17 protein-coding genes are annotated in these 17,698 nt (G+C 69.4%); 9 read left to right on the top strand and 8 right to left on the bottom strand.

Going from position 1 to position 17,698, the window contains the following annotated elements; translation table 11 throughout:
* Nucleotides 1–18: 18 nt before the first annotated feature.
* Nucleotides 19–612: a Type 1 glutamine amidotransferase-like domain-containing protein gene (locus GOARA_RS10755; RefSeq protein ID WP_007322398.1), complete on the top strand. Its 594-nt coding sequence runs from the start codon at nt 19–21 to the stop codon at nt 610–612.
* A gap of 20 nt (nt 613–632) precedes the next feature.
* Complete coding sequence (locus tag GOARA_RS10750) at nt 633–1,583, top strand: alpha/beta fold hydrolase (protein WP_007322397.1); 951 nt, start codon at nt 633–635, stop codon at nt 1,581–1,583.
* A 45-nt stretch (nt 1,584–1,628) separates the two neighbouring features.
* Here GOARA_RS10750 and GOARA_RS10745 read toward each other — a convergent pair whose 3' ends face one another.
* The 4 genes from GOARA_RS10745 to GOARA_RS10730 all read right to left on the bottom strand — a co-directional run bounded on the left by GOARA_RS10745 (nt 1,629) and on the right by GOARA_RS10730 (nt 4,339).
* Complete coding sequence (locus tag GOARA_RS10745) at nt 1,629–2,579, bottom strand: CopD family protein (RefSeq protein WP_083834858.1); 951 nt, start codon at nt 2,577–2,579, stop codon at nt 1,629–1,631.
* Nucleotides 2,557–3,096, bottom strand: a complete 540-nt coding sequence (locus GOARA_RS10740) for a copper resistance CopC family protein (protein WP_007322395.1) — start codon at nt 3,094–3,096, stop codon at nt 2,557–2,559. Before GOARA_RS10740 ends, GOARA_RS10745 begins: the two co-directional genes overlap by 23 nt.
* The gene (locus tag GOARA_RS10735; protein ID WP_007322394.1) at nt 3,089–3,754 is read right to left on the bottom strand and encodes a YcnI family copper-binding membrane protein; all 666 of its coding nucleotides are present in this window, start codon (nt 3,752–3,754) and stop codon (nt 3,089–3,091) included. The genes GOARA_RS10740 and GOARA_RS10735 overlap by 8 nt, the downstream gene beginning before the upstream one ends.
* A 72-nt stretch (nt 3,755–3,826) precedes the next feature.
* Nucleotides 3,827–4,339 carry a hypothetical protein gene (locus tag GOARA_RS10730; protein WP_007322393.1) on the bottom strand — a complete coding sequence of 171 codons (513 nt, stop codon included), beginning with the start codon at nt 4,337–4,339 and terminating at the stop codon, nt 3,827–3,829.
* 50 nt (nt 4,340–4,389) lie between these two features.
* Here GOARA_RS10730 and GOARA_RS10725 point away from each other — a divergent pair, with 50 nt between their 5' ends.
* A complete protein-coding gene (locus GOARA_RS10725) occupies nt 4,390–6,387 on the top strand; it encodes an NAD(+) synthase (protein ID WP_040522740.1) in 1,998 nt (665 codons plus the stop codon).
* Between the two features lie 15 nt (nt 6,388–6,402).
* Here the strand turns inward: GOARA_RS10725 and GOARA_RS10720 are convergent, their stop codons facing one another.
* Together GOARA_RS10720 and GOARA_RS10715 are read right to left on the bottom strand one after the other, a co-directional pair.
* Nucleotides 6,403–7,191: a hypothetical protein gene (locus GOARA_RS10720; protein ID WP_007322391.1), complete on the bottom strand. Its 789-nt coding sequence runs from the start codon at nt 7,189–7,191 to the stop codon at nt 6,403–6,405.
* Nucleotides 7,191–8,999: a serine/threonine-protein kinase gene (locus tag GOARA_RS10715; RefSeq protein WP_040522819.1), complete on the bottom strand. Its 1,809-nt coding sequence runs from the start codon at nt 8,997–8,999 to the stop codon at nt 7,191–7,193. The genes GOARA_RS10720 and GOARA_RS10715 overlap by 1 nt, the downstream gene beginning before the upstream one ends.
* Before the next feature lie 80 nt (nt 9,000–9,079).
* Here GOARA_RS10715 and GOARA_RS10710 point away from each other — a divergent pair, with 80 nt between their 5' ends.
* The 5 genes from GOARA_RS10710 to phoU all read left to right on the top strand — a co-directional run bounded on the left by GOARA_RS10710 (nt 9,080) and on the right by phoU (nt 14,814).
* Nucleotides 9,080–9,604: a nuclear transport factor 2 family protein gene (locus GOARA_RS10710; RefSeq protein WP_007322389.1), complete on the top strand. Its 525-nt coding sequence runs from the start codon at nt 9,080–9,082 to the stop codon at nt 9,602–9,604.
* 164 nt (nt 9,605–9,768) lie between these two features.
* On the top strand, nt 9,769–10,770 hold the full coding sequence (locus GOARA_RS10705; protein WP_007322388.1) for an acyl-ACP desaturase: 1,002 nt from the start codon (nt 9,769–9,771) through the stop codon (nt 10,768–10,770).
* 26 nt (nt 10,771–10,796) lie between these two features.
* On the top strand, nt 10,797–11,915 hold the full coding sequence (dusB, locus tag GOARA_RS10700; protein ID WP_211599500.1) for a tRNA dihydrouridine synthase DusB: 1,119 nt from the start codon (nt 10,797–10,799) through the stop codon (nt 11,913–11,915).
* Between the two features lie 132 nt (nt 11,916–12,047).
* Nucleotides 12,048–14,090, top strand: coding sequence for an LCP family protein (locus tag GOARA_RS10695; RefSeq protein WP_007322386.1), 2,043 nt, complete (start codon nt 12,048–12,050; stop codon nt 14,088–14,090).
* Nucleotides 14,091–14,133: 43 nt separating this feature from the next.
* Complete coding sequence (phoU, locus tag GOARA_RS10690; RefSeq protein WP_007322385.1) at nt 14,134–14,814, top strand: phosphate signaling complex protein PhoU; 681 nt, start codon at nt 14,134–14,136, stop codon at nt 14,812–14,814.
* Here phoU and mshD read toward each other — a convergent pair.
* Together mshD and GOARA_RS10680 are read right to left on the bottom strand one after the other, a co-directional pair.
* Complete coding sequence (mshD, locus tag GOARA_RS10685) at nt 14,811–15,722, bottom strand: mycothiol synthase (RefSeq protein WP_007322384.1); 912 nt, start codon at nt 15,720–15,722, stop codon at nt 14,811–14,813. The two genes, phoU and mshD, sit on opposite strands and share 4 nt — an antisense overlap.
* Before the next feature lie 26 nt (nt 15,723–15,748).
* Nucleotides 15,749–16,492 carry a response regulator transcription factor gene (locus GOARA_RS10680; RefSeq protein WP_040522738.1) on the bottom strand — a complete coding sequence of 248 codons (744 nt, stop codon included), beginning with the start codon at nt 16,490–16,492 and terminating at the stop codon, nt 15,749–15,751.
* A 218-nt stretch (nt 16,493–16,710) separates the two neighbouring features.
* Here GOARA_RS10680 and GOARA_RS10675 point away from each other — a divergent pair, with 218 nt between their 5' ends.
* Complete coding sequence (locus tag GOARA_RS10675; RefSeq protein ID WP_170265504.1) at nt 16,711–17,535, top strand: LmeA family phospholipid-binding protein; 825 nt, start codon at nt 16,711–16,713, stop codon at nt 17,533–17,535.
* The last annotated feature ends 163 nt before the right edge of the window (nt 17,536–17,698 follow it).

Raw genomic sequence — 17,698 nt, 5'->3', positions numbered from 1 at the left:
GACCCTATAGTCGGGACCATGCGTCTGCTTCTCACATCGTTTGGCCACCGGTCGATCCCCGAGTTCGTCTCGGGCCGCGTCGCCTACATCTCCGACGCGGCGCGCAGCTACGGCGACGTGCCGTTCGTGCAGGTAGAACGCGACGCCCTGGAGGCGCACGGCTTGACGATCGTCGAACTGCCCGTCGCCCGCACACCGGTGGAACAGATCGACGACGTCCTCGATTCCGTCGACGGCGTCTACGTCGCCGGCGGCGAGACCTTCGATCTCCTGCACGTGCTGCGCTCGACCGGCGCCGACCAGATCCTGGCCCGCCGCGTCCGCGACGGACTCCCCTACATCGGCTGCAGCGCCGGCTCGATCGTCGCCGGCCCCAGCATCGAACCCTGCAGCCTGCTCGACGACCCCGCCATCGCTCCCGACCTCACCGACTACGCCGGTCTGCACTTCACCGACTGCGTCGTCATCCCGCACGCCAGCGGCAACCTGCCGCCCTACCCCATCGACCTGTACGCCGAGACAGTCCGCAAGTACGGCCGGGACCATAAGCTCGTCCTGCTCCGCGACGGCGAGGCGCTTCTGGTGGACGACTCCGGCGTGCGCCTGGTGTGACCTGTGCCATGCTCTAGAGCGTGATCTCGATACAGCCGCTCCTCCGTCGCGGCCCCTCGATCCGACGGTTCGAGATAGACCGCCCCAAACTGGAAGGCTCGGTCGCCGTCGGCGACGGCCGCCGCCTCGGGTTCGCCCAGTTCGGCAAACTCACCGCCCGACCGTACTTCTGGCTGCACGGCACCCCCGGCGCGCGGCGTCAGATCCCACCGGAAGCACGCCAGCTCGCCGTCGACCACCAGCTCTGCATCATCGGCCTCGACCGTCCGGGCGTCGGATCGTCGACGCCGTACCGCTACGAAAACGTGCTCGCCTTCTCCGACGACCTCCTCACACTCGCCGACTCGCTCGACATCGAGGAGTTCGGCGTCATCGGCCTATCCGGCGGCGGGCCCTACAGCCTCGCCGCCGCGGCCGCCGCGCCCGACCGCGTCAAAGTGGTCGGCATCATGGGCGGAGTCGCGCCGACCGTCGGTCCGGAAGCCATCGGCGGCGGTGCCGTCGAACTCGCCAAGATCGCCGCTCCCCTATTGAGGGTGGCGGGGGCGCCGATCGGCAAAGTCGTCAGCTCACTGCTCTCGGTCGCCCGACCGGTCGCCGAGCCGGCGATCGAGATCTACGGCCGCCTCTCCCCGCAGGGCGACCGAGAGTTGTTGGCACGGCCCGAGTTTCGCGCCATGTTCCTCGACGATCTGCTGCACGGCGGTTCCCGGCGCATGGAGGCGCCGTTCGCCGATGCCATCATCTTCGCCAAGGACTGGGGATTCCGCGTCGCCGACATCACCACCCCGGTGCGGTGGTGGCACGGCGACAAGGACCACATCATCCCCTACGCCCACGGCGAGCACATGGTCGCGCTGCTGCCCCACGCCGAACTCTTCGAGATGCCAGACGAATCGCATCTCGGCGGCCTCGGATTCGCCAAGACCATCCTCGCCGAACTCAACGCCGCCTGGGACGAACAGTCCTAGCCGGCACCGCGCACGGCCGGATCCCCGGCGCGGACCGACCTCGACTCAACCGGGCGGCGCTGTACCGGCCAGGCCGGCCGCCAGCCCGAGAGCAACCGCCATCACCGCGATCTCGGCCGACGCGTGTTTCACCGAGTCGACGTGGGACATCCGGTGCGAGCCGGCACGAGGCACCCACCGCCGACGGTGCAGCGCGGCGATCCCGATCAGCAACGCCAGTGCCAGCGCCTTGGCGACGACGACCCGCCCGTACCCGCTCGACCACACCGCCGAAATCCCCTGTGCGCCCAGCACGTCCAGGCGCACGAGGGCCGCGACGACGCCGCTGACCGTGAGCGCGGCGACCGCCCACAGCGCGAGGCCCGAATAGCGGGGCAACGCGCCGGCCCACCCGGCACGGCCGCGAATCGACACCGCCATCGCGGCCAGCGTCCCGCACCACCAGGCCGCGGCCGCCGCGTGCACCCCGACCACCACGGGCCCCAGTGCGTCGGTGCTGGCGTGACCGCTCACCGCGACGGCGACGAGCCCGATCCCGGCGAGCCCGGCGACTACCGTGGCCGCGATATCGTGCCAGCCCGCAAGACGGCCGATGGCCCACAACGCGCACGCCGCGGCGCACAGCACCGCGATCAGGTCGGCCGGCTGGGCCGACCAGGCGCGGAGATAGTCCCCGACGGACACTTGGGAGGGAGACGCGCCGAGCCGATCGGCGGTCGTCAACCACATGGCCGCCACCTCGGCGACGAGCCATACGGAGGCCGTCACCCCGACCGTCCGCGACGACGGGTCGACGCCCAGCAGCGTCAACGACCCCAGCCCCAGCAAGAACACGGATGCCGCCAGCGCGACTCCGTGAGCCCACGCCGAGGCGGTCGGCCCCGCCGTGCCCGCGAGGGCAACGGCGAGGCCGACGCCGATGACGACCGCGACGAGGCCCAGTGCGAGCAGCGCCGCCGATCGTCGGGAACCGCTAGCCGCGTCGCGTCCGGCCACCCGCACCGCCCCGCGTGAACCAGGCGACGGCTCCCACCGCGGCGACGAGCACCACGCCCGCGCCGACCAGGAACGGCCACACCGGGGTACCGCCGGACGCCTCGGCGACCGGAGCGCCCGGGGTACCGTCGCTCGCGACCGTCAGCCGGAACGTTCGCTGTCCGCTGACGGGATGTCCGTCGGCGGAGGTGACCCGGAAATTGACCTGGTACACCCCGGCCGGCCCGAGCGGGCGCAGCGGGATCCGCAGCACCTTGCCGTCCACGATCGGGTCGCCGGCGTGCCAGAAATGCTGATCCGGGCCGACGACGCTGGCCGCGGCGAAATCGGGCTGCAGCGGTTCGTTGAACGTGATCTCGACGTTGGCCGGCGACCGGTCAACGCCTGCGCCGTCAGCCGGATTCGACGACACGACGCGCGAGTGCGCGGAGGCGAGTCCGCTCCCGAGCATCGATCCGGCGAAGACGAGCGCTACGACGAGCAGCAGGCCGCCAATCGAGCGCGACCCCTTAGCCATCGGAATCCGCCTTCGCCGACGCGGTGCCCGCCGCATCGTTGCGGCGTGCTCGCATCGCGGCAATGGCCGCCCCGACGCCCGCGACACCCGCGAGCAGCCCCGCCCCGCCGAGCCATCGGGCCAACCCGTCCGACGAGGACGAGGACGACGCCTCGGAAGCGGCATTGATCGTCGGTGCCGGCTTCTCCGGCTCCTCACCGCCCGGGCCCGTCGCCTGGTCCCAGGCGACCGTTTCACCGTCGGCGTAGATCTGGGTCGCGGGCAGGGTCAGCTCACCGGTGAACGGTCCGCCGGACACGTTGAACTCGGCGAACTGGCCGATCGGAATGCCCGGGGTTCCGGGGACCGCGGCCCAGCGGATCTCGGTGACCGCCCCCTGGTCGTTCTTCGCGACGTGCGCGGTCCAGCCTGGTTTGGCCTCCGGCAGCAGATGCTTGATGCCGGGGAAGGCGACCTTCAGTTCGGTGGTCGCCGCGGTGTCGGATTCGTTGGGCACCATGAAGGTGACGACGCCGAAGCCGTGCTCCCCGATACCCGAGGTTCGGGCGACGACGTGGGCGTCGGCGACCCCGGCTCCGAGGACCGGGGCGAGGGCGAGTCCGGTTGCGATGGACACGGCGGCGGCAGCGCGCGCCAAGCGCACAGAAGTGGTTTTCATGATTGTTCGCTCTCCAATAAGCGTCGTGGAACACCCGCCCGGCGCGACCGCGCGGGCGGATGGATGAAGTGATTAGGACGACCGGGAGAGTGGCGGCGCCCGTGGAATCGCGCCTCGGCCAACGACGGCGACGCGCGAGCGTGATGGCACCGCGAACGCGCGCACCGGTCCGACGACGGCAAGGGCCGGCGCGGTCGTCAGCACCGCCAGCACGCTGGTGACCAGCGCGTAAAGCTGTGCGACGAGCACCAGCAGCAGCGCACTCGCCGGAATCGCCACCGCGTGCCAGACGAGCATGGCCCCGAGATGCGAAGAGTGCCCGCCGGCCGCGGCCGCGTCGCCGACGCCGGCCGCGGGGTGGCCGACCAGCTGGCCGAGCGCGAGGACACCTGTCGTCCGCGCCGGAGTGATCGCCCGGCCGCCGACCAGCGCCGCCAGCACCACGCCCAGGGCGACGCACAACACCACACCGGCCGACCCGGGGACGGCGCCGGAGGCCAGCCCGTGTGCCGTCAGGGCCAGCACGGGCACCGCGACCGCCACGCCGGCCCGCAGCGCGGGCAGACCGGGGTTCGCGGCAGACATGGCTCCAAGCATCGCACACCGCCCACACGCGCCCGACTACGCTCAACCCTGTGAGCGCGAAACGCACCGCGAGAACGAGGAACTCGGTCGCCGACCACGGATTCGTCCGGGTCAGCGCAGCCGTGCCGGTCGTCGCGCTGGCCGATCCCGACGCAAACGCACAACGGACGGTCGAACTGCTCAAGGCTGCCGCCGGCGAGGGCGCCGCGGTCATCGCCTTCCCCGAGCTCGGTCTCACCGGCTACAGCGTCGACGACCTCGTGCAGCAGGACGCGCTGCTCGACGCCGCACTGACCGCTCTCGACACCGTGCGCGCCGCGACCGTCGGAGTCGCAGCCCTCGTCTGCGTCGGCGTCCCGCTGCGGGTGGGGGACGGCCTGTACAACACCGCCGCGGTGCTCCACGACGGCGAGATCCTCGGCGTCGTCCCCAAGTCCTATCTGCCGAACTACCGGGAGTTCTACGAGCAGCGGCTCTTCGCCGCCGCCCGCGACGCACCGGTGGACGAAGCCGTGGTGCTGGGCGAACGCGTGCCCTTCGGGCCGGATCTGCTCTTCGAGGCCGACGACGTCCCCGGCCTGGTCGTGCACGTGGAGATCTGCGAAGACGGGTGGGTGCCCATCCCGCCGTCGACGTGGGCCGCCTTGGCCGGCGCGACCGTGCTGGTGAACCTTTCGGGCTCGCCGGTCACCGTCGGGAAGGAGGCGTACCGCCGCGAGCTGTCGGCGTCGCATTCGGCCCGCAACGTCGCGGCCCACGTCTATGTGGCATCCGGCTACGGCGAGTCGACCACCGACCTCGCTTGGGACGGCGACGCGCTCATCACCGAGAACGGCACGCTACTCGCGCGCACCACGCCGTTCTCGACGACCGATCAGACCATTACCGCCGACGTGGACCTCGACCGTCTGCGCCAGGAGCGCGCACGGATGATCAGCCTGCGCGACCAGGTCGGCGACTACGCCGACCACCTGCGGGAACTGCGCCGGATCCCGGTGACCGTGGGGCAGCGCCCCGACAGCGCGCCCCTGCGACGGTCGGTCGCGCCGTTCCCCTTCGTCCCCCCGCCCGGCCCCGACCGCGACGAGCGCTGCCGCGAAGTCGGCAACATCCAGGTCCAGGGCCTGACCCAGCGACTGCGCGCCACGGGCATCGAGCACATCGTCATCGGGATATCCGGCGGGCTGGACTCGACGCTCGCGCTCCTCGTCGCCGTCGACGCCTTCGACCGGCTGGGTTTGCCGCGCACCAACATCCTCGCCTACACGATGCCCGGCTTCGCGACCGGCGGCGCGACCCTGGGCCGCGCCCACGCGCTGATGTCGTCGCTGGGAGTGACCGGCGCGGAAATCGACATCCGCCCGGCCTGCAGGCAGATGCTGGCCGACCTCGATCACCCGGTCGCCCGCGGCGACGAGGTCTACGATGTCACCTTCGAGAACGTCCAGGCCGGACAGCGCACGTCGCTGCTGTTCCGCTTGGCCAACGAGCACAACGCGCTCGTGCTGGGCACCGGTGACCTCTCCGAACTGGCCCTCGGCTGGTGCACCTACGGCGTGGGCGACCAGATGTCGCACTACAACGTCAACGGGTCGGTGCCCAAGACGCTCATCCGTCACCTCATCAGGTGGATGATCGACACCGAACTCCACAGCGAGACGACCGCCACCGTCCTCGCCGAAGTCCTCGACGACGTGATTTCCCCCGAACTCGTTCCGCCCGGCGAGGACGGGGCGATCCAGAGCACCGAGGACGCCGTCGGCCCCTATGAACTGCACGACTTCTTCCTCTACTACGTCACGCGCTTCGGCTACCGGCCCCGCAAGGTGGCCTTCCTCGCGCGGCAGGCGTGGTCGGACAGCTACGACGACGCGACGATCAACCATTGGCTGACCGTCTTCCTCAAGCGGTTCATGGCGAACCAGTTCAAGCGGACGGCGATGCCCAACGGGCCCAAGGTCGGCTCCGGCGGCTCGCTGTCGCCGCGCGGCGACTGGCGCTCGCCGTCGGACGCCCCGTCGACCGCCTGGCTCGACGACCTGAACTGACACCGCGGAACGGGCTCAGATCGGCAGCTCGTTGGCGAGCGCGAGGAAGTCGGCCCGCGTGGTCTTTCGGTCGGTGCGGCCTACGCCGACGACGATGAGCGAGAGTTTCGGATCGTCGAACTTCAAGTAGCCCTCGTTCTTGGCGGCGTACCAGAAGGCCGAGCCGTGGTTCCACCTCAGTGCTTCCGAATCGGTGGTCACCCGGCTCATATATCCGTCGACGGCGTCCTTGGAGAAGAACCACATGGCGTGCAGAGCCACCTCCAGGCTCGCACCGCAGATCAGCCGGTATCGCATGCCGACGACACCCGCACCGTGCTCGGCCGGGCCCATCTCGTTGCGCCCGGGGCGGATCTGCCAGTTGCAGTGCAGTTTGCGCCACGGACCATCGACCTTCGGCGCGGCCGGCAGGAGTTTGGGCAACAGGTTGACCAGCGGAGCCGCTGCCCCCCAGCCCTCCTGCGTCTCGACGGTCACCGGCTCGCTCATCGGCGAGGGCACGCCCCGCCTGCTCGCCTGAACGCGATACGTGTGCCGCCCTTTCGTCGCCGTTTCGTCCCTGCCGCGCGGCTCCGAACCGGCGTAGACCACCTGGTCGCCGCGCAACAACAGGTAGTGGTCGGCCCCGTCGACCGGTTGCCATTGCGCGTCGACTCGCCCCGGCTCGGGCTGGAGGTTGAGTCCCGACGGGGTCGGCGGCGCCGATGGTCCGGGCGACAACAGGTGGACGCCCGCGAAAGCCGTGAACGCCACGACCACTGCCGCGCAGGCCAGTGCGATGACTCGCCATGGAACCGACCGCATCACATCGGCAACCTTTCTGCCAGACGCACGGCATCCTCGACGGTCCCCTTGGTGACACAGACTTCGACGAGCGTCAGCGCCCGCTTCTCCCCCTCGAAGTCGATACCGGCGCACTGGGTGTCGTTCAGCGGGTAGCGGTGGACCGAGCCACGGTTTCCCTGCGCCGACGTGAACTGCCGCCCGTCCGTGCGGTGGAACACGATGGTCTTCGCCGCGGCACGGCCGGCCGGATCGTTCGGATATCCGTAGACGGTGATCCCGTAGCGGGGCCCGTTGCCGACGATCTTCTGGCACGTGATCGTGACCTGCGAGGTGTCGTCGAAGTACACGGGCGCGTTCGCCCAGCAATTGACCTGGTCGTAGCCGTTGCTGCTCAGCGGGGAGGCGGGCACGAGATCTGGATACAGGTCGGCCATCCACTGCACCTGCCGCCAGCTGGCGTACACCGTGGTCGGCGTCGACTTGAGCGAGAAACGCGACGGCAGGGCTCCTGGACTGCGCGCGGAGACCGAGTACTGGTAGACGCCGGGCAGCGGGAGCGGATCCCGGAAGGTCGTCTCCGGCCCGGCGTAGACCTCGGCGTCACCCCGCTTGACCACGTACTCGGTGGCATCGGCGACGGGTTGCCAGGTGACCTCGACGGCGTACTTGGTCACGGTCGTATCCGGCCGGTCGGGGGCAGCAAGCGCCGCAGCCGAGTTCTGCCACAGCGCGACAAGGCCACCGACCAGCGCCGATACCACCAGCACGGCCGCCGCGGTGAGTGCGCGACGGACCTTCGACGGCCGCGGCGGCGCGACCATCGCCCCGAACCCCGGTGGCGGGTACGGCAGGCTCGGCACCGCCCCGGGAGGCGGCGTAGCGGGCGGGCGCATCGGCTGCGGTGACGACGCCGGCGGAGGCGGAATCGCCCCGGGCGGACCACCGCGCCCCGGATCGGCGAAACGGGGGCCCACCAGCGTGCGCGCCCCCGTTTCGCCGTTCAACGCGGCGAGCAGCGCGCCGGCGAACTCCCCCGCGGTGGCATACCGGTGGGCCGGATCCTTGGCCATCGCGCGCGTCAGCACGTCGTCGACATCACGCGGCAGACCGGGATTGCGCTGGTGCGCCGACGGCACCTGGGCGAACAAATGGGCCGACATCACACCGCTGAGACTGTCGGCGATGAACGGCGGGGCGCCGGTCAGCAGCTCGAACGTCGTCGCTGCCAGCGAATACACGTCGCTGCGCGCGCCGATCGCGCCGCCGTTGATCTGTTCCGGCGAGGCATAGCGCATCGTCCCGACCGCCATTCCGGTGCCGGTCAGCCCGCCGCCGTCCTCGATGGCACGGGCGATACCGAAGTCACCCAGTTTGACCGCGCCCGCATCGCCGGGGGTCACGAGGATGTTGGCCGGCTTCACGTCGCGGTGCGTCACCCCGTGGCGGTGCGCCGCGTCCAGTCCGGCCGCCACGCCGGTCACGATCGCGGCGACCTGCTCCCGGCCGAGACCGCCGGGGTGATTCGCCAGCAGTCGCGCGACATCGGTGCCGGGCACCCACTCCATGGCGATCCACAGCGCACCGTCGACCTCGCCGCGGTCGTAGACGCGCACGATGTTCGGGTGCACGATCGGTGCGATCACATCGGCTTCTCGCTCGAAGCGACCCCGCACCTCCGCGTCGGAGATGTGCGCCGCCCGCAGCACTTTCACCGCATCCGTCCGGGGCAGCCGGGGATGCTGGGCCCGATACACCTCGCCCATGCCGCCGGAGCCGAGGACGTCGACAATGCGGTAGCCCGCGATGTCGTCCCCCACCTGGTACACGGCTCCCCCTCGATCGTCCGATTCGCGCTTCCCGGAAGTCTATGCGCTGGGCCGTTCGGCGCGACGGATAGGATCCACCCATGGCCGATGTCGAGCAGTCCCCGCGCTTCACCGCCGACGAACTCAACGATGCGTTCGCACAGTTCCAAGCGACCGTCGCCGAGGTCGCAGAGACCCGCGATTGGGACAAGTGGGCCGACCAGTTCACCGTCGACGCCGACTACATCGAGCACGCGATGGGCACGATGAAGGGCCGCGAGGCGATCCGGAAATGGATCAACAAGACGATGCACGCCTTCCCCGGCAGCCACATGACCGGGTATCCGTCGCTGTGGCACGTCGTCGACCCGTCCACGTCCCGGGTGATCTGCGAAGTCGACAACCCGATGCGCGATCCGGGTGATGGGACGCACATCACGGCGACCAACATCACGATCCTCACCTACGCCGGCGACGGACTGTGGAGCTGCGAGGAAGACGTCTACAACCCGATGCTGTTCGGCCAGGCCGCGATGCGGTGGTGCCGCAAAGCCGCAGAACTGGGCACGATCGACGAACCGGCCAGGCAGTGGATGGACACCATCGGGAAGATGTTCGACCGCTGAGACCTGCGCCACCACCCCTGTGAGGCGGCGCCGGGACCTTCGCCCGCGCCTGTGTCGGTGACTTGGGTCGGTCCAGTTAGTGCCGTACGCTTGAGTCGGTATTGCTTTGTACTTGCCGGGCCCGATGCTCGGTCGACCCCTAGAAGCATCCGGAGGATCTACACATGGCACGCGCACTCACGCAGCTCGAGCTACTGCAGGAGCTGGCCCCGGTCGCCGAGGACAACGTCAACCGACACCTCAAGCACGCCCGCAACTGGAACCCCCACGACTACATCCCGTGGGATGAGGGCCAGAACTTCGCGGCGCTCGGGGGCAGCGACTACGACCCGGAGCAATCCCAGCTCGACGAGGTCGCCAAGGCCGCGATGATCACCAACCTCCTCACCGAGGACAACCTGCCCTCGTACCACCGCGTGATCGCCGACAACTTCTCGATGGACTCCGCGTGGGGCCACTGGGTCGGCCGCTGGACCGCGGAGGAGAACCGCCACGGCATCGTGATGCGCGACTACCTGGTCGTCACCCGCGGCGTGGATCCCGTCGCCCTCGAAGAGGCCCGGATGATCCACATGACCAACGGCTACGACCCGGTCCTCGTCGCCGCGGACCGCATGGAGGATCTGCAGAACGAGTACGGCGACCTCGACGAGGTCGGCCTGCTGCACTCGGTCGCCTACGTGACCTTCCAGGAGCTGGCCACCCGCGTGAGCCACCGCAACACCGGCAAGGCCTGTAACGATCCGATCGCCGATCGCATGCTCCAGCGCATCGCCGCCGACGAGAACCTACACATGGTCTTCTACCGCAACATCTGCGGCGCCGGCATGGACCTGTCGCCGGACCAGACGCTGCGCGCGGTCACCGACATCGTCACCAACTTCCAGATGCCGGGCATGGGCATGCCTAACTTCCGCCGCCACGGCGTGCTGATGGCCAAGCACGGCATCTACGACCTTCGTCAGCACTACGAAGAGGTCGTCATGCCGGTGCTGCGCAAGTGGAACGTCTTCGAGCGCACCGACTTCGGCCCCGAGGGCGAGAAGACCCGCGAAGAGCTCGCGGCCTTCCTCGAGCAGCTCGACAAGGACGCCACCCGTTTCGAGGAGATGCGCGACCGCGCACTGGCCCGCGAGGCGGCGAAACGCGAGAAGCAGGCGTCCTGACCTCCGCCACCACCACTAGCACCGACCTGCGGATCGGCCCGTTTCGGGTCGATCCGCCGGTGGTTCTGGCCCCGATGGCCGGTGTCACCAACCGGGCCTACCGGCGTCTGTGCCGGGAATTCGGCAGCTCCACGGCGATCTACGTCTGCGAGATGATCACGGCGCGCGCCGTCGTCGAACGCAACGAGAAGACGCTGCACATGATGAGCTTCGACGACGACGAGTCGCCCCGCTCCATGCAGCTCTACGGCGTCGATCCGGACACCCTCGGCGAAGCCGTGCGGATCATCGCGGGCGAAGGCTGGGCCGACCACATCGACCTCAATCTGGGCTGCCCGGTCCCCAAGGTGACCAAGCTGGGCGGCGGAGCGGCCCTGCCGTACAAGCGCTGGCTGTTGGCGCGGATCGTCGATGCGATGGTCGCGGCCGCCGAACCGTACGGCGTTCCGGTCACCTTGAAGTTCCGCAAGGGGATCGACGACGAGCACCTCACCTTCCTCGACACCGGCCGCATCGCCGAGGACGGCGGATGCGCGGCCGTCGCGCTCCATGCGCGCACCGCGTCACAGCGCTATTCCGGTCAGGCTGATTGGGAGGCCATCGCCCAGCTCAAACAGGCGGTCACCACCATCCCGGTCCTCGGCAACGGCGACATCTTCAGCGCCGACGACGCGGTGACGATGATGGCGCGAACCGGCTGCGACGGCGTCGTCGTCGGGCGCGGCTGCCTTGGCCGTCCGTGGCTGTTCGCCGAGCTGGCGGCCGCGTTGCGCGGCGATCCACTGCCCGTCCCGCCGAATCTCGGCCAGGTCGGCGCCATCATGCACCGTCACGCCGTGCTTCTCGCCGAGCATCACGGCGAGGAACGTGGCCTGCGCGACCTACGCAAACACATGGCCTGGTACTTGATGGGATTCCCGGTCGGAGGCGATCTGCGGCGCAGTTTCGCCGCGATCTCCACCGTCGACGAGCTCGACGGCCTGATAGCGCAGCTCGATCCGGACGTTCCCTTCCCCGACGACGCCGGCGGCCCGCGCGGTCGTCAGGGCTCGCCCGGAAAGGTATCGCTGCCGTACGGCTGGCTCGACGATCCCGAGGACTGCGCGGTCCCCACGGCCGCCGACGTCATGCACTCGGGCGGGTAACGCCACTATGACGCTGGGCTCTGGATTGCGTCACAGTGCACCTGGCCACGGCTAGCTCTCAGGTCCGGACAGTACGATGGATAATCGTTCGCGGCGTCTCGGGCGCCGCACCGAAGACGTGAAGGACATCTGTTGAGCCAGCCACCGGGAGACAAGTTCTCGGGTTCCGACCGCGGCGACCGCCGTCGTCGAGAGACCCCGGGGCGCGCCACCTCTGCCGGCGACGGCTGGGTCACCGCGTCCGGGGCCGGCTCGCCCGACCCGAATGTGTTGCGCGAGCCGGCCGATCGCGACCGCTATGTCCGCGGCCGATCGCGACTCACGGTTCGCGAACTCATGGAGCAGATGGAGGCGACACCGCGCGCGCCCCAGCCGCCCGACGAGCGTCCAACCACCCAGTGGCTCGATCAGAGCCAGCCCGTCTATCGCACCATCGACGACGGCGGGCCGATCTCCAACGACGTCACCCAGCGCATCCCGGTCGTGCGGCGACGCAGCGATGTACCCGTCGACCTGTCGGCGACGGCGACGAATCGCCGGGTCCGCACCGAATCGCGCCACCAGGCGCTGCAGCGCACCCCGGACCCGGTCAAGCTCGCCGCCAAGCGCGGCCACACTGGACGCAGCCGACGCGAATTGCTGGCCCGCGACGCGAAAGTCGCCGGGCGCGTGGTGACCACAGCGGCGTGCGTCCTCGCCCTCGTTGGCACCGGTGCCGCGTGGGCGGTCAACGGCTCGGTCAACAACTCGTGGCGCAACGTCAATGCGCTCGACGGCGACGACGACAACATCAAAGAGAAGAAGCAGCAGTACGGCGACGAGAACTACCTCATCGTCGGCACCGACACCCGCGCGGGCAAGAACGCCAAGTTCGGCGCGGGCGACGCGACCCTCACCGAGGGCGCCCGGTCGGACACCATCATCCTGATCAACATCCCCGCCAACCGCAGTCGCGTCGTCGCCGTCTCGTTCCCGCGCGACCTCGCCGTCAGCCACCCCGAGTGCGAGGGCTTCAACGACAACACCGGCGAGTACACCGGCCAGTGGGTATCGGCCGCCGACAACGTCAAGCTGAACTCCGTCTACGCCATCGGCGGGCCCAAGTGCCTGGTCAAGACGATCACCAAGATCAGCGGGCTGAACATCAACCACTTCATCGGGATGGACTTCGTCGCCTTCCGCAAGATCGTCGACACGGTCGGCGGCGTCTACGTCTGCTCCACCACTCCGCTCTACGACTACGAGATCGGCACCGTCCTGCCCAAGGCCGGCCGTCAACGCCTCAACGGCCGCAAAGCCCTGAAGTACGTGCGCGCCCGAATGATCTCGACCGAAGGCAACGGCGACTACGGACGCATCAAGCGCCAGCAGTTGTTCATGTCGTCGCTGCTCCGCTCGACGCTGTCGGGCAACGTGCTGTCCAACCCGGCGAAGCTGAACCGGGTCGCCCGCACCTTCACCCGCAACAGCTACGTCGACAACGTGGACACCGAGTCGCTGCTGGACCTCGCCGACTCGATGCGCGGCATCGATGCCGGTCGCGTCAGCTTCGTGACCGTGCCGACGTCGGGCACCAGCGAGGACGGGATGAACAACGAGCTGCCCCGCGACGAGGACATCCAGGCGCTGTTCGACGCCATCATCAACGACGACCCGCTGCCCGGCGAGAAGCCGAAGCCGAAGCCGGTGAAGAAGGACGACAAGCAAGGCGACGACAAGGGCGATGCTCCCGCGGCGCCGGCGACGCCCAGCAAGGTCAACGCGCTGGCGATGACCCCGTCCAACGTCGGCGTCCGGATCCTCAACGGCACCGATCAGGCCGGGCTGGCCTCGCACGCCAGCGAACTGCTGACGCCCAAGGGGTTCGAGGTTCGCGGCGTCGCCGACGCCAGCCAGAAGCTCGACAGCACCGTGGTGCGCTACGGGCCGGGACAGCGCGACGCCGCCGCCACCGTCGCGCGGATGTTCCCCGGGGCCAAGATCCAGGCGGACCGGACCGTAAAGTCGGGTGTCGAACTGGTCCTCGGATCGGATTTCTCCACGTCGACGTCGCTGCGCTCCTACGCGACGCCGGGCTCCCGGATCAACGTCGATCAGCTCCCGCCGCGCAAGGTCGAGGCCAATCTGCCCAGCGACCTCGCCGTCACGAACGCGGGCGACGTCAGCTGCGATTGAGCCGTACGCCCGCATCGGCAACCGACACCAGTAGGGTGGACGTATGCGCAGGCGGTCCGGCAAGACAAGCGCCTACCAGGAACAGGTAGCCGCGCTCAACGGCATCCTCGGCGAGATGTGCGATCTCGCGGGGACCGCGATGGACCGTGCCACCCAGGCATTGCTCCGCGCGAATCTCCAGGTGGCCGAAGAGGTCATCACCGACCACGATCGGATGACCGATCTGTCCGGTAAGGCCGAGAAGCGGGCATTCGCCCTTCTGAGCCAGCAGGCGCCGATGCCCGCCGACCTGCGGGCCACCGTCACCGGCTTCCAGATCGTCGCCGACGTCGATCGCATGGGCGCGCTGGCGCTGCACGTCGCCAAAGTCGCCCGACGCCGGCACCCGAACAAGACTTTGCCCGAGGAGGTCGACGGCTACTTCGCCGAAATGGGCCGCCTCGCCGTCAAGCTCGCCCACAGTGCCCGCGAGGTCCTCGAATCCCAGGATCCGCAGGATGCGCTGCAGCTGGAAGAGGATGACGACGCGATGGACGACCTGCATCGCCACCTGTTCTCGGTGCTGATGGATCGGGAGTGGAAACACGGCGTCGCCGCCGCGGTCGACGTGACGCTGCTGGGCCGCTACTACGAGCGATTCGCCGACCACGCCGTGCTCATCGGCCGCCGCGTCGTCTTCCAGACCACCGGCATGACGCCGCAGCAGTTGATCGAGACGACCTAGCCTTCATTCCCTTCGCCGGACCGGCCGTAGGCCACGTCGGCGCGGTACCGCTCGAATCCGAGCCCCTCGTAGGTCCGCAGTGCCGCCGTGTTGTCGCCCTCGACGTACAGATTCACCGTCGGCACGCGCTCGGCCAGGTAGTGCAGCCCCGCCAGCGTCAGGTGATTGCCCAGCCCCCGGCCCTGGGCGTCGGGGTCGACGCCCACGATGTACACCTCGCCGAGGTCGGGGCCGTGCACCTTCGTCCAGTGGAAGCCAAGCAGGCGCTGCGACCCCGCGTCGACGGCGACGAAGACGCCGGCCGGGTCGAACCAGCCGGCACCGGTGCGCTCGGCGATCTGATCGACCGTCCAGCCGCCCTGCTCGGGATGCCAGTCGAAAGCCGCGTTGTTGACGCGCAGGATCTCCGCGTCGTCGGCCGTCCCCTCGTAGGTGCGCAGCACGACATCCGAACGCGCCGGCAGCGGAGGCAAGGGCGCGGCACCGGGCCCCACGTCCCGGCGGAGCTGGAGGAGCTCGCGGCGCGGCACCAGCCCCAAGTGTGCGGCGACCGCCCGGGCCGCGGGAAGGTCGCCGTGCGCCCAGACGCGGCAGGACCCGTCGGCCGTGGCGAGCGCGCGGCGGATCAATTCCGTGCCGATTCCGTGCTCTCGCGCCGCCGGTACGACGACCGCTTCGGCCATCGCCGGCTCGCCGTCGCGGCCGGGCAGCACCGACGCGTAGCCGCGGATCTCCCCGTCGGCGACAGCTAGAAGATGGGTAACCGCTGGAGCGGTCGAGCCGAGCGCGGACATCGGCGCCTCACCGAGCGGCTCCACCCCGTCGACGGCCTGCGCTGCCGCGACGATGGCCCGCACCGCCCGCTGCTCGTCGTCGGACAGGGCCCGCTGCGCGGCGATATCGGTCACGGACGGGCCTTCCGGTCGAGGGCTCGCTACGGTGCGGCGGCCTGTTCGTCGAGTATCTCATCGTCGGGCTCGAAGCCCTCGTCGGCGTCATCGGCGCTTCGTCCCCGAGCCGGGCGCACCGCCTTGTACCCGACGTTGCGGACGGTCCCGATGAGTGTTTCGTGGTCGGGTCCGAGCTTGGCGCGCAAACGGCGAACGTGGACATCCACCGTGCGAGTGCCGCCGAAGTAGTCGTAGCCCCACACCTCGTGCAGCAGCTGGGCGCGGGTGAACACGCGGCCGGCATGCGCGATGAGGTACTTGAGGAGTTCGAATTCCTTGTACGTCAGATCCATCGGCTTGCCGCGCAACCGTGCCGTGTACGTCTCCTCGTCGATGGTGACGGCGCCCAGCGTCAGCGTCGACGTGTGCTCCTCGGGCCGCACGCTGACCCGTCGCGCGGTGAGCATCCGCAGACGCGCGTCCAGCTCGGCCGGTCCGATTTCGGCGAGGAGGAAATCATCGAGATTCCATTCGGCGTTGACCGCGATCAGCCCGCCCTCGGTCAGCACGGCGACCACCGGAACCGACGCGGTGCTCGACAGCAGGCGACACAGATTTCGCGCGGCGGCGAGATCGGTGCGGGCATCGACGAGCACCGCGTGGGCCGATTCGGTAGTCAGGAGGGCCGAGACGTCGGCCGGGGCGTCGCGCACGGTATGCGCCAATAGGGACAGGGAGGGCAGGACCGACCCCGGATCGGGGTGGGAGGTCAGGAGCAACAGGTCCATCACAGCTCCGCTTCTGCTTGGGTCACCGCGTTTCAGGACGTCGGCGACGAGGTCAGGAGCGTCGTCGAAAGACGCTCACACTGACGACGGCGGCAGCGGGGTTAGATGACAGAATAACGCTGATGACACCCGTAGTTCACATCGCCGACTCGCCACGTCGTGGCAGAATCGTCGCAATTGCCGTATTTGGCCTGGTCATCGCGGTTTTGGGGGCATTGGTGACTGTGGACACCTTGCGAGCGGCGCGCAGCGAGCGCGAGCTGGCCACGGCCTTGCGCTCGGCACCGCGCGTCGTGTTCGAACCGGAGGTGACCCTCGGCGGTTTCCCGTATTCGACGCACGCGCGCCGCGGTGACTTCCCCGGCCTGACCATCACGGCTCGCGGCATCGCGGTCGGGGGGCCGGCCGACCTGCGCGGGGTGCCTCAGACCTGCGCCACGACCACCTGCTGGGCCGAGCTGGGCGTACAGGCCGGCGGCATTCGCGCCGACGCCGCGCACCGCTGGCACGGCTGGGCGCCGGTGAACCTGCGCGACGTGCAGGCCTACGCGAAGCTCGACTCGGTGAATCTGGGGCGGATGCTCGATATCACCGATCTCGCGGTGAACACGCCCGCACCGACGGACCGAGCCGGTGGCGGCGGCCCCGGCGACGGTCTCCTCGAACGCTCGTCGGGTGTCCTGCTCACCGGCACCGTGTCGCTGCCCCCGCATCGGCCCAGCCCGCGCACCGACTCGCGATACCCCCCGTCGGCCCAGAAGTTCGACGGGGAGCGCGTCCGCGTGAGCGTCACCGTCGACCTGTCCGTCGTCGACGGTGATCTGGTGATCACGGCGACGGACTTCTACACCGGACCCGAAGAACATGCCCGCGCCGACGTCGCGCCTCAGCACCGCCGGGCTGTGCTCCAGCGCTTCAGCAGCCGCGTCCCGTTTCCGCGGCTGCCGTGGGGCGTGGTGCCGACGACCGCCAACAGCGCCGGCAGCGACGTTCTGATCAGCGGTAAGGCCGCGCGCCTGACCGTCGCACCAGACCAGTTCTGAACATCGTCACGCACTGTTGTATGGTCGTGGCATGCAAACAGGCCGAGAGCTGATGCTCACTCGCCGCTACGCGATCGACTTCTGTCGTTTCGCGGCCTGTTGCTGTCGCTAGACGGTGGTCGCCCACGCGCCACCACCTGAAGATGGCGGCAGCGGATTCTGA

Origin of the sequence: Gordonia araii NBRC 100433 (genome assembly GCF_000241265.1) — a bacterium.
Taxonomy (GTDB): Bacteria; Actinomycetota; Actinomycetes; order Mycobacteriales; family Mycobacteriaceae; genus Gordonia; species Gordonia araii.
Note: the sequence above shows the minus strand (reverse complement) of the source record. Positions and strands in the feature narration are given on the sequence as shown.

Bases quoted from the DNA above. Each gene is read 5' to 3' on its own strand.
- phoU (WP_007322385.1), top strand. From the start codon at position 14,134: ATGCGCAGGCGGTCCGGCAAGACAAGCGCCTACCAGGAACAGGTAGCC.
- GOARA_RS10730 (WP_007322393.1), bottom strand. From the start codon at position 4,339: ATGTCTGCCGCGAACCCCGGTCTGCCCGCGCTGCGGGCCGGCGTGGCG.
- GOARA_RS10740 (WP_007322395.1), bottom strand. From the start codon at position 3,096: ATGGCTAAGGGGTCGCGCTCGATTGGCGGCCTGCTGCTCGTCGTAGCG.
- GOARA_RS10755 (WP_007322398.1), top strand. From the start codon at position 19: ATGCGTCTGCTTCTCACATCGTTTGGCCACCGGTCGATCCCCGAGTTC.
- GOARA_RS10710 (WP_007322389.1), top strand. From the start codon at position 9,080: ATGGCCGATGTCGAGCAGTCCCCGCGCTTCACCGCCGACGAACTCAAC.
- GOARA_RS10680 (WP_040522738.1), bottom strand. From the start codon at position 16,492: ATGGACCTGTTGCTCCTGACCTCCCACCCCGATCCGGGGTCGGTCCTG.
- GOARA_RS10705 (WP_007322388.1), top strand. From the start codon at position 9,769: ATGGCACGCGCACTCACGCAGCTCGAGCTACTGCAGGAGCTGGCCCCG.
- GOARA_RS10720 (WP_007322391.1), bottom strand. From the start codon at position 7,191: ATGCGGTCGGTTCCATGGCGAGTCATCGCACTGGCCTGCGCGGCAGTG.
- GOARA_RS10735 (WP_007322394.1), bottom strand. From the start codon at position 3,754: ATGAAAACCACTTCTGTGCGCTTGGCGCGCGCTGCCGCCGCCGTGTCC.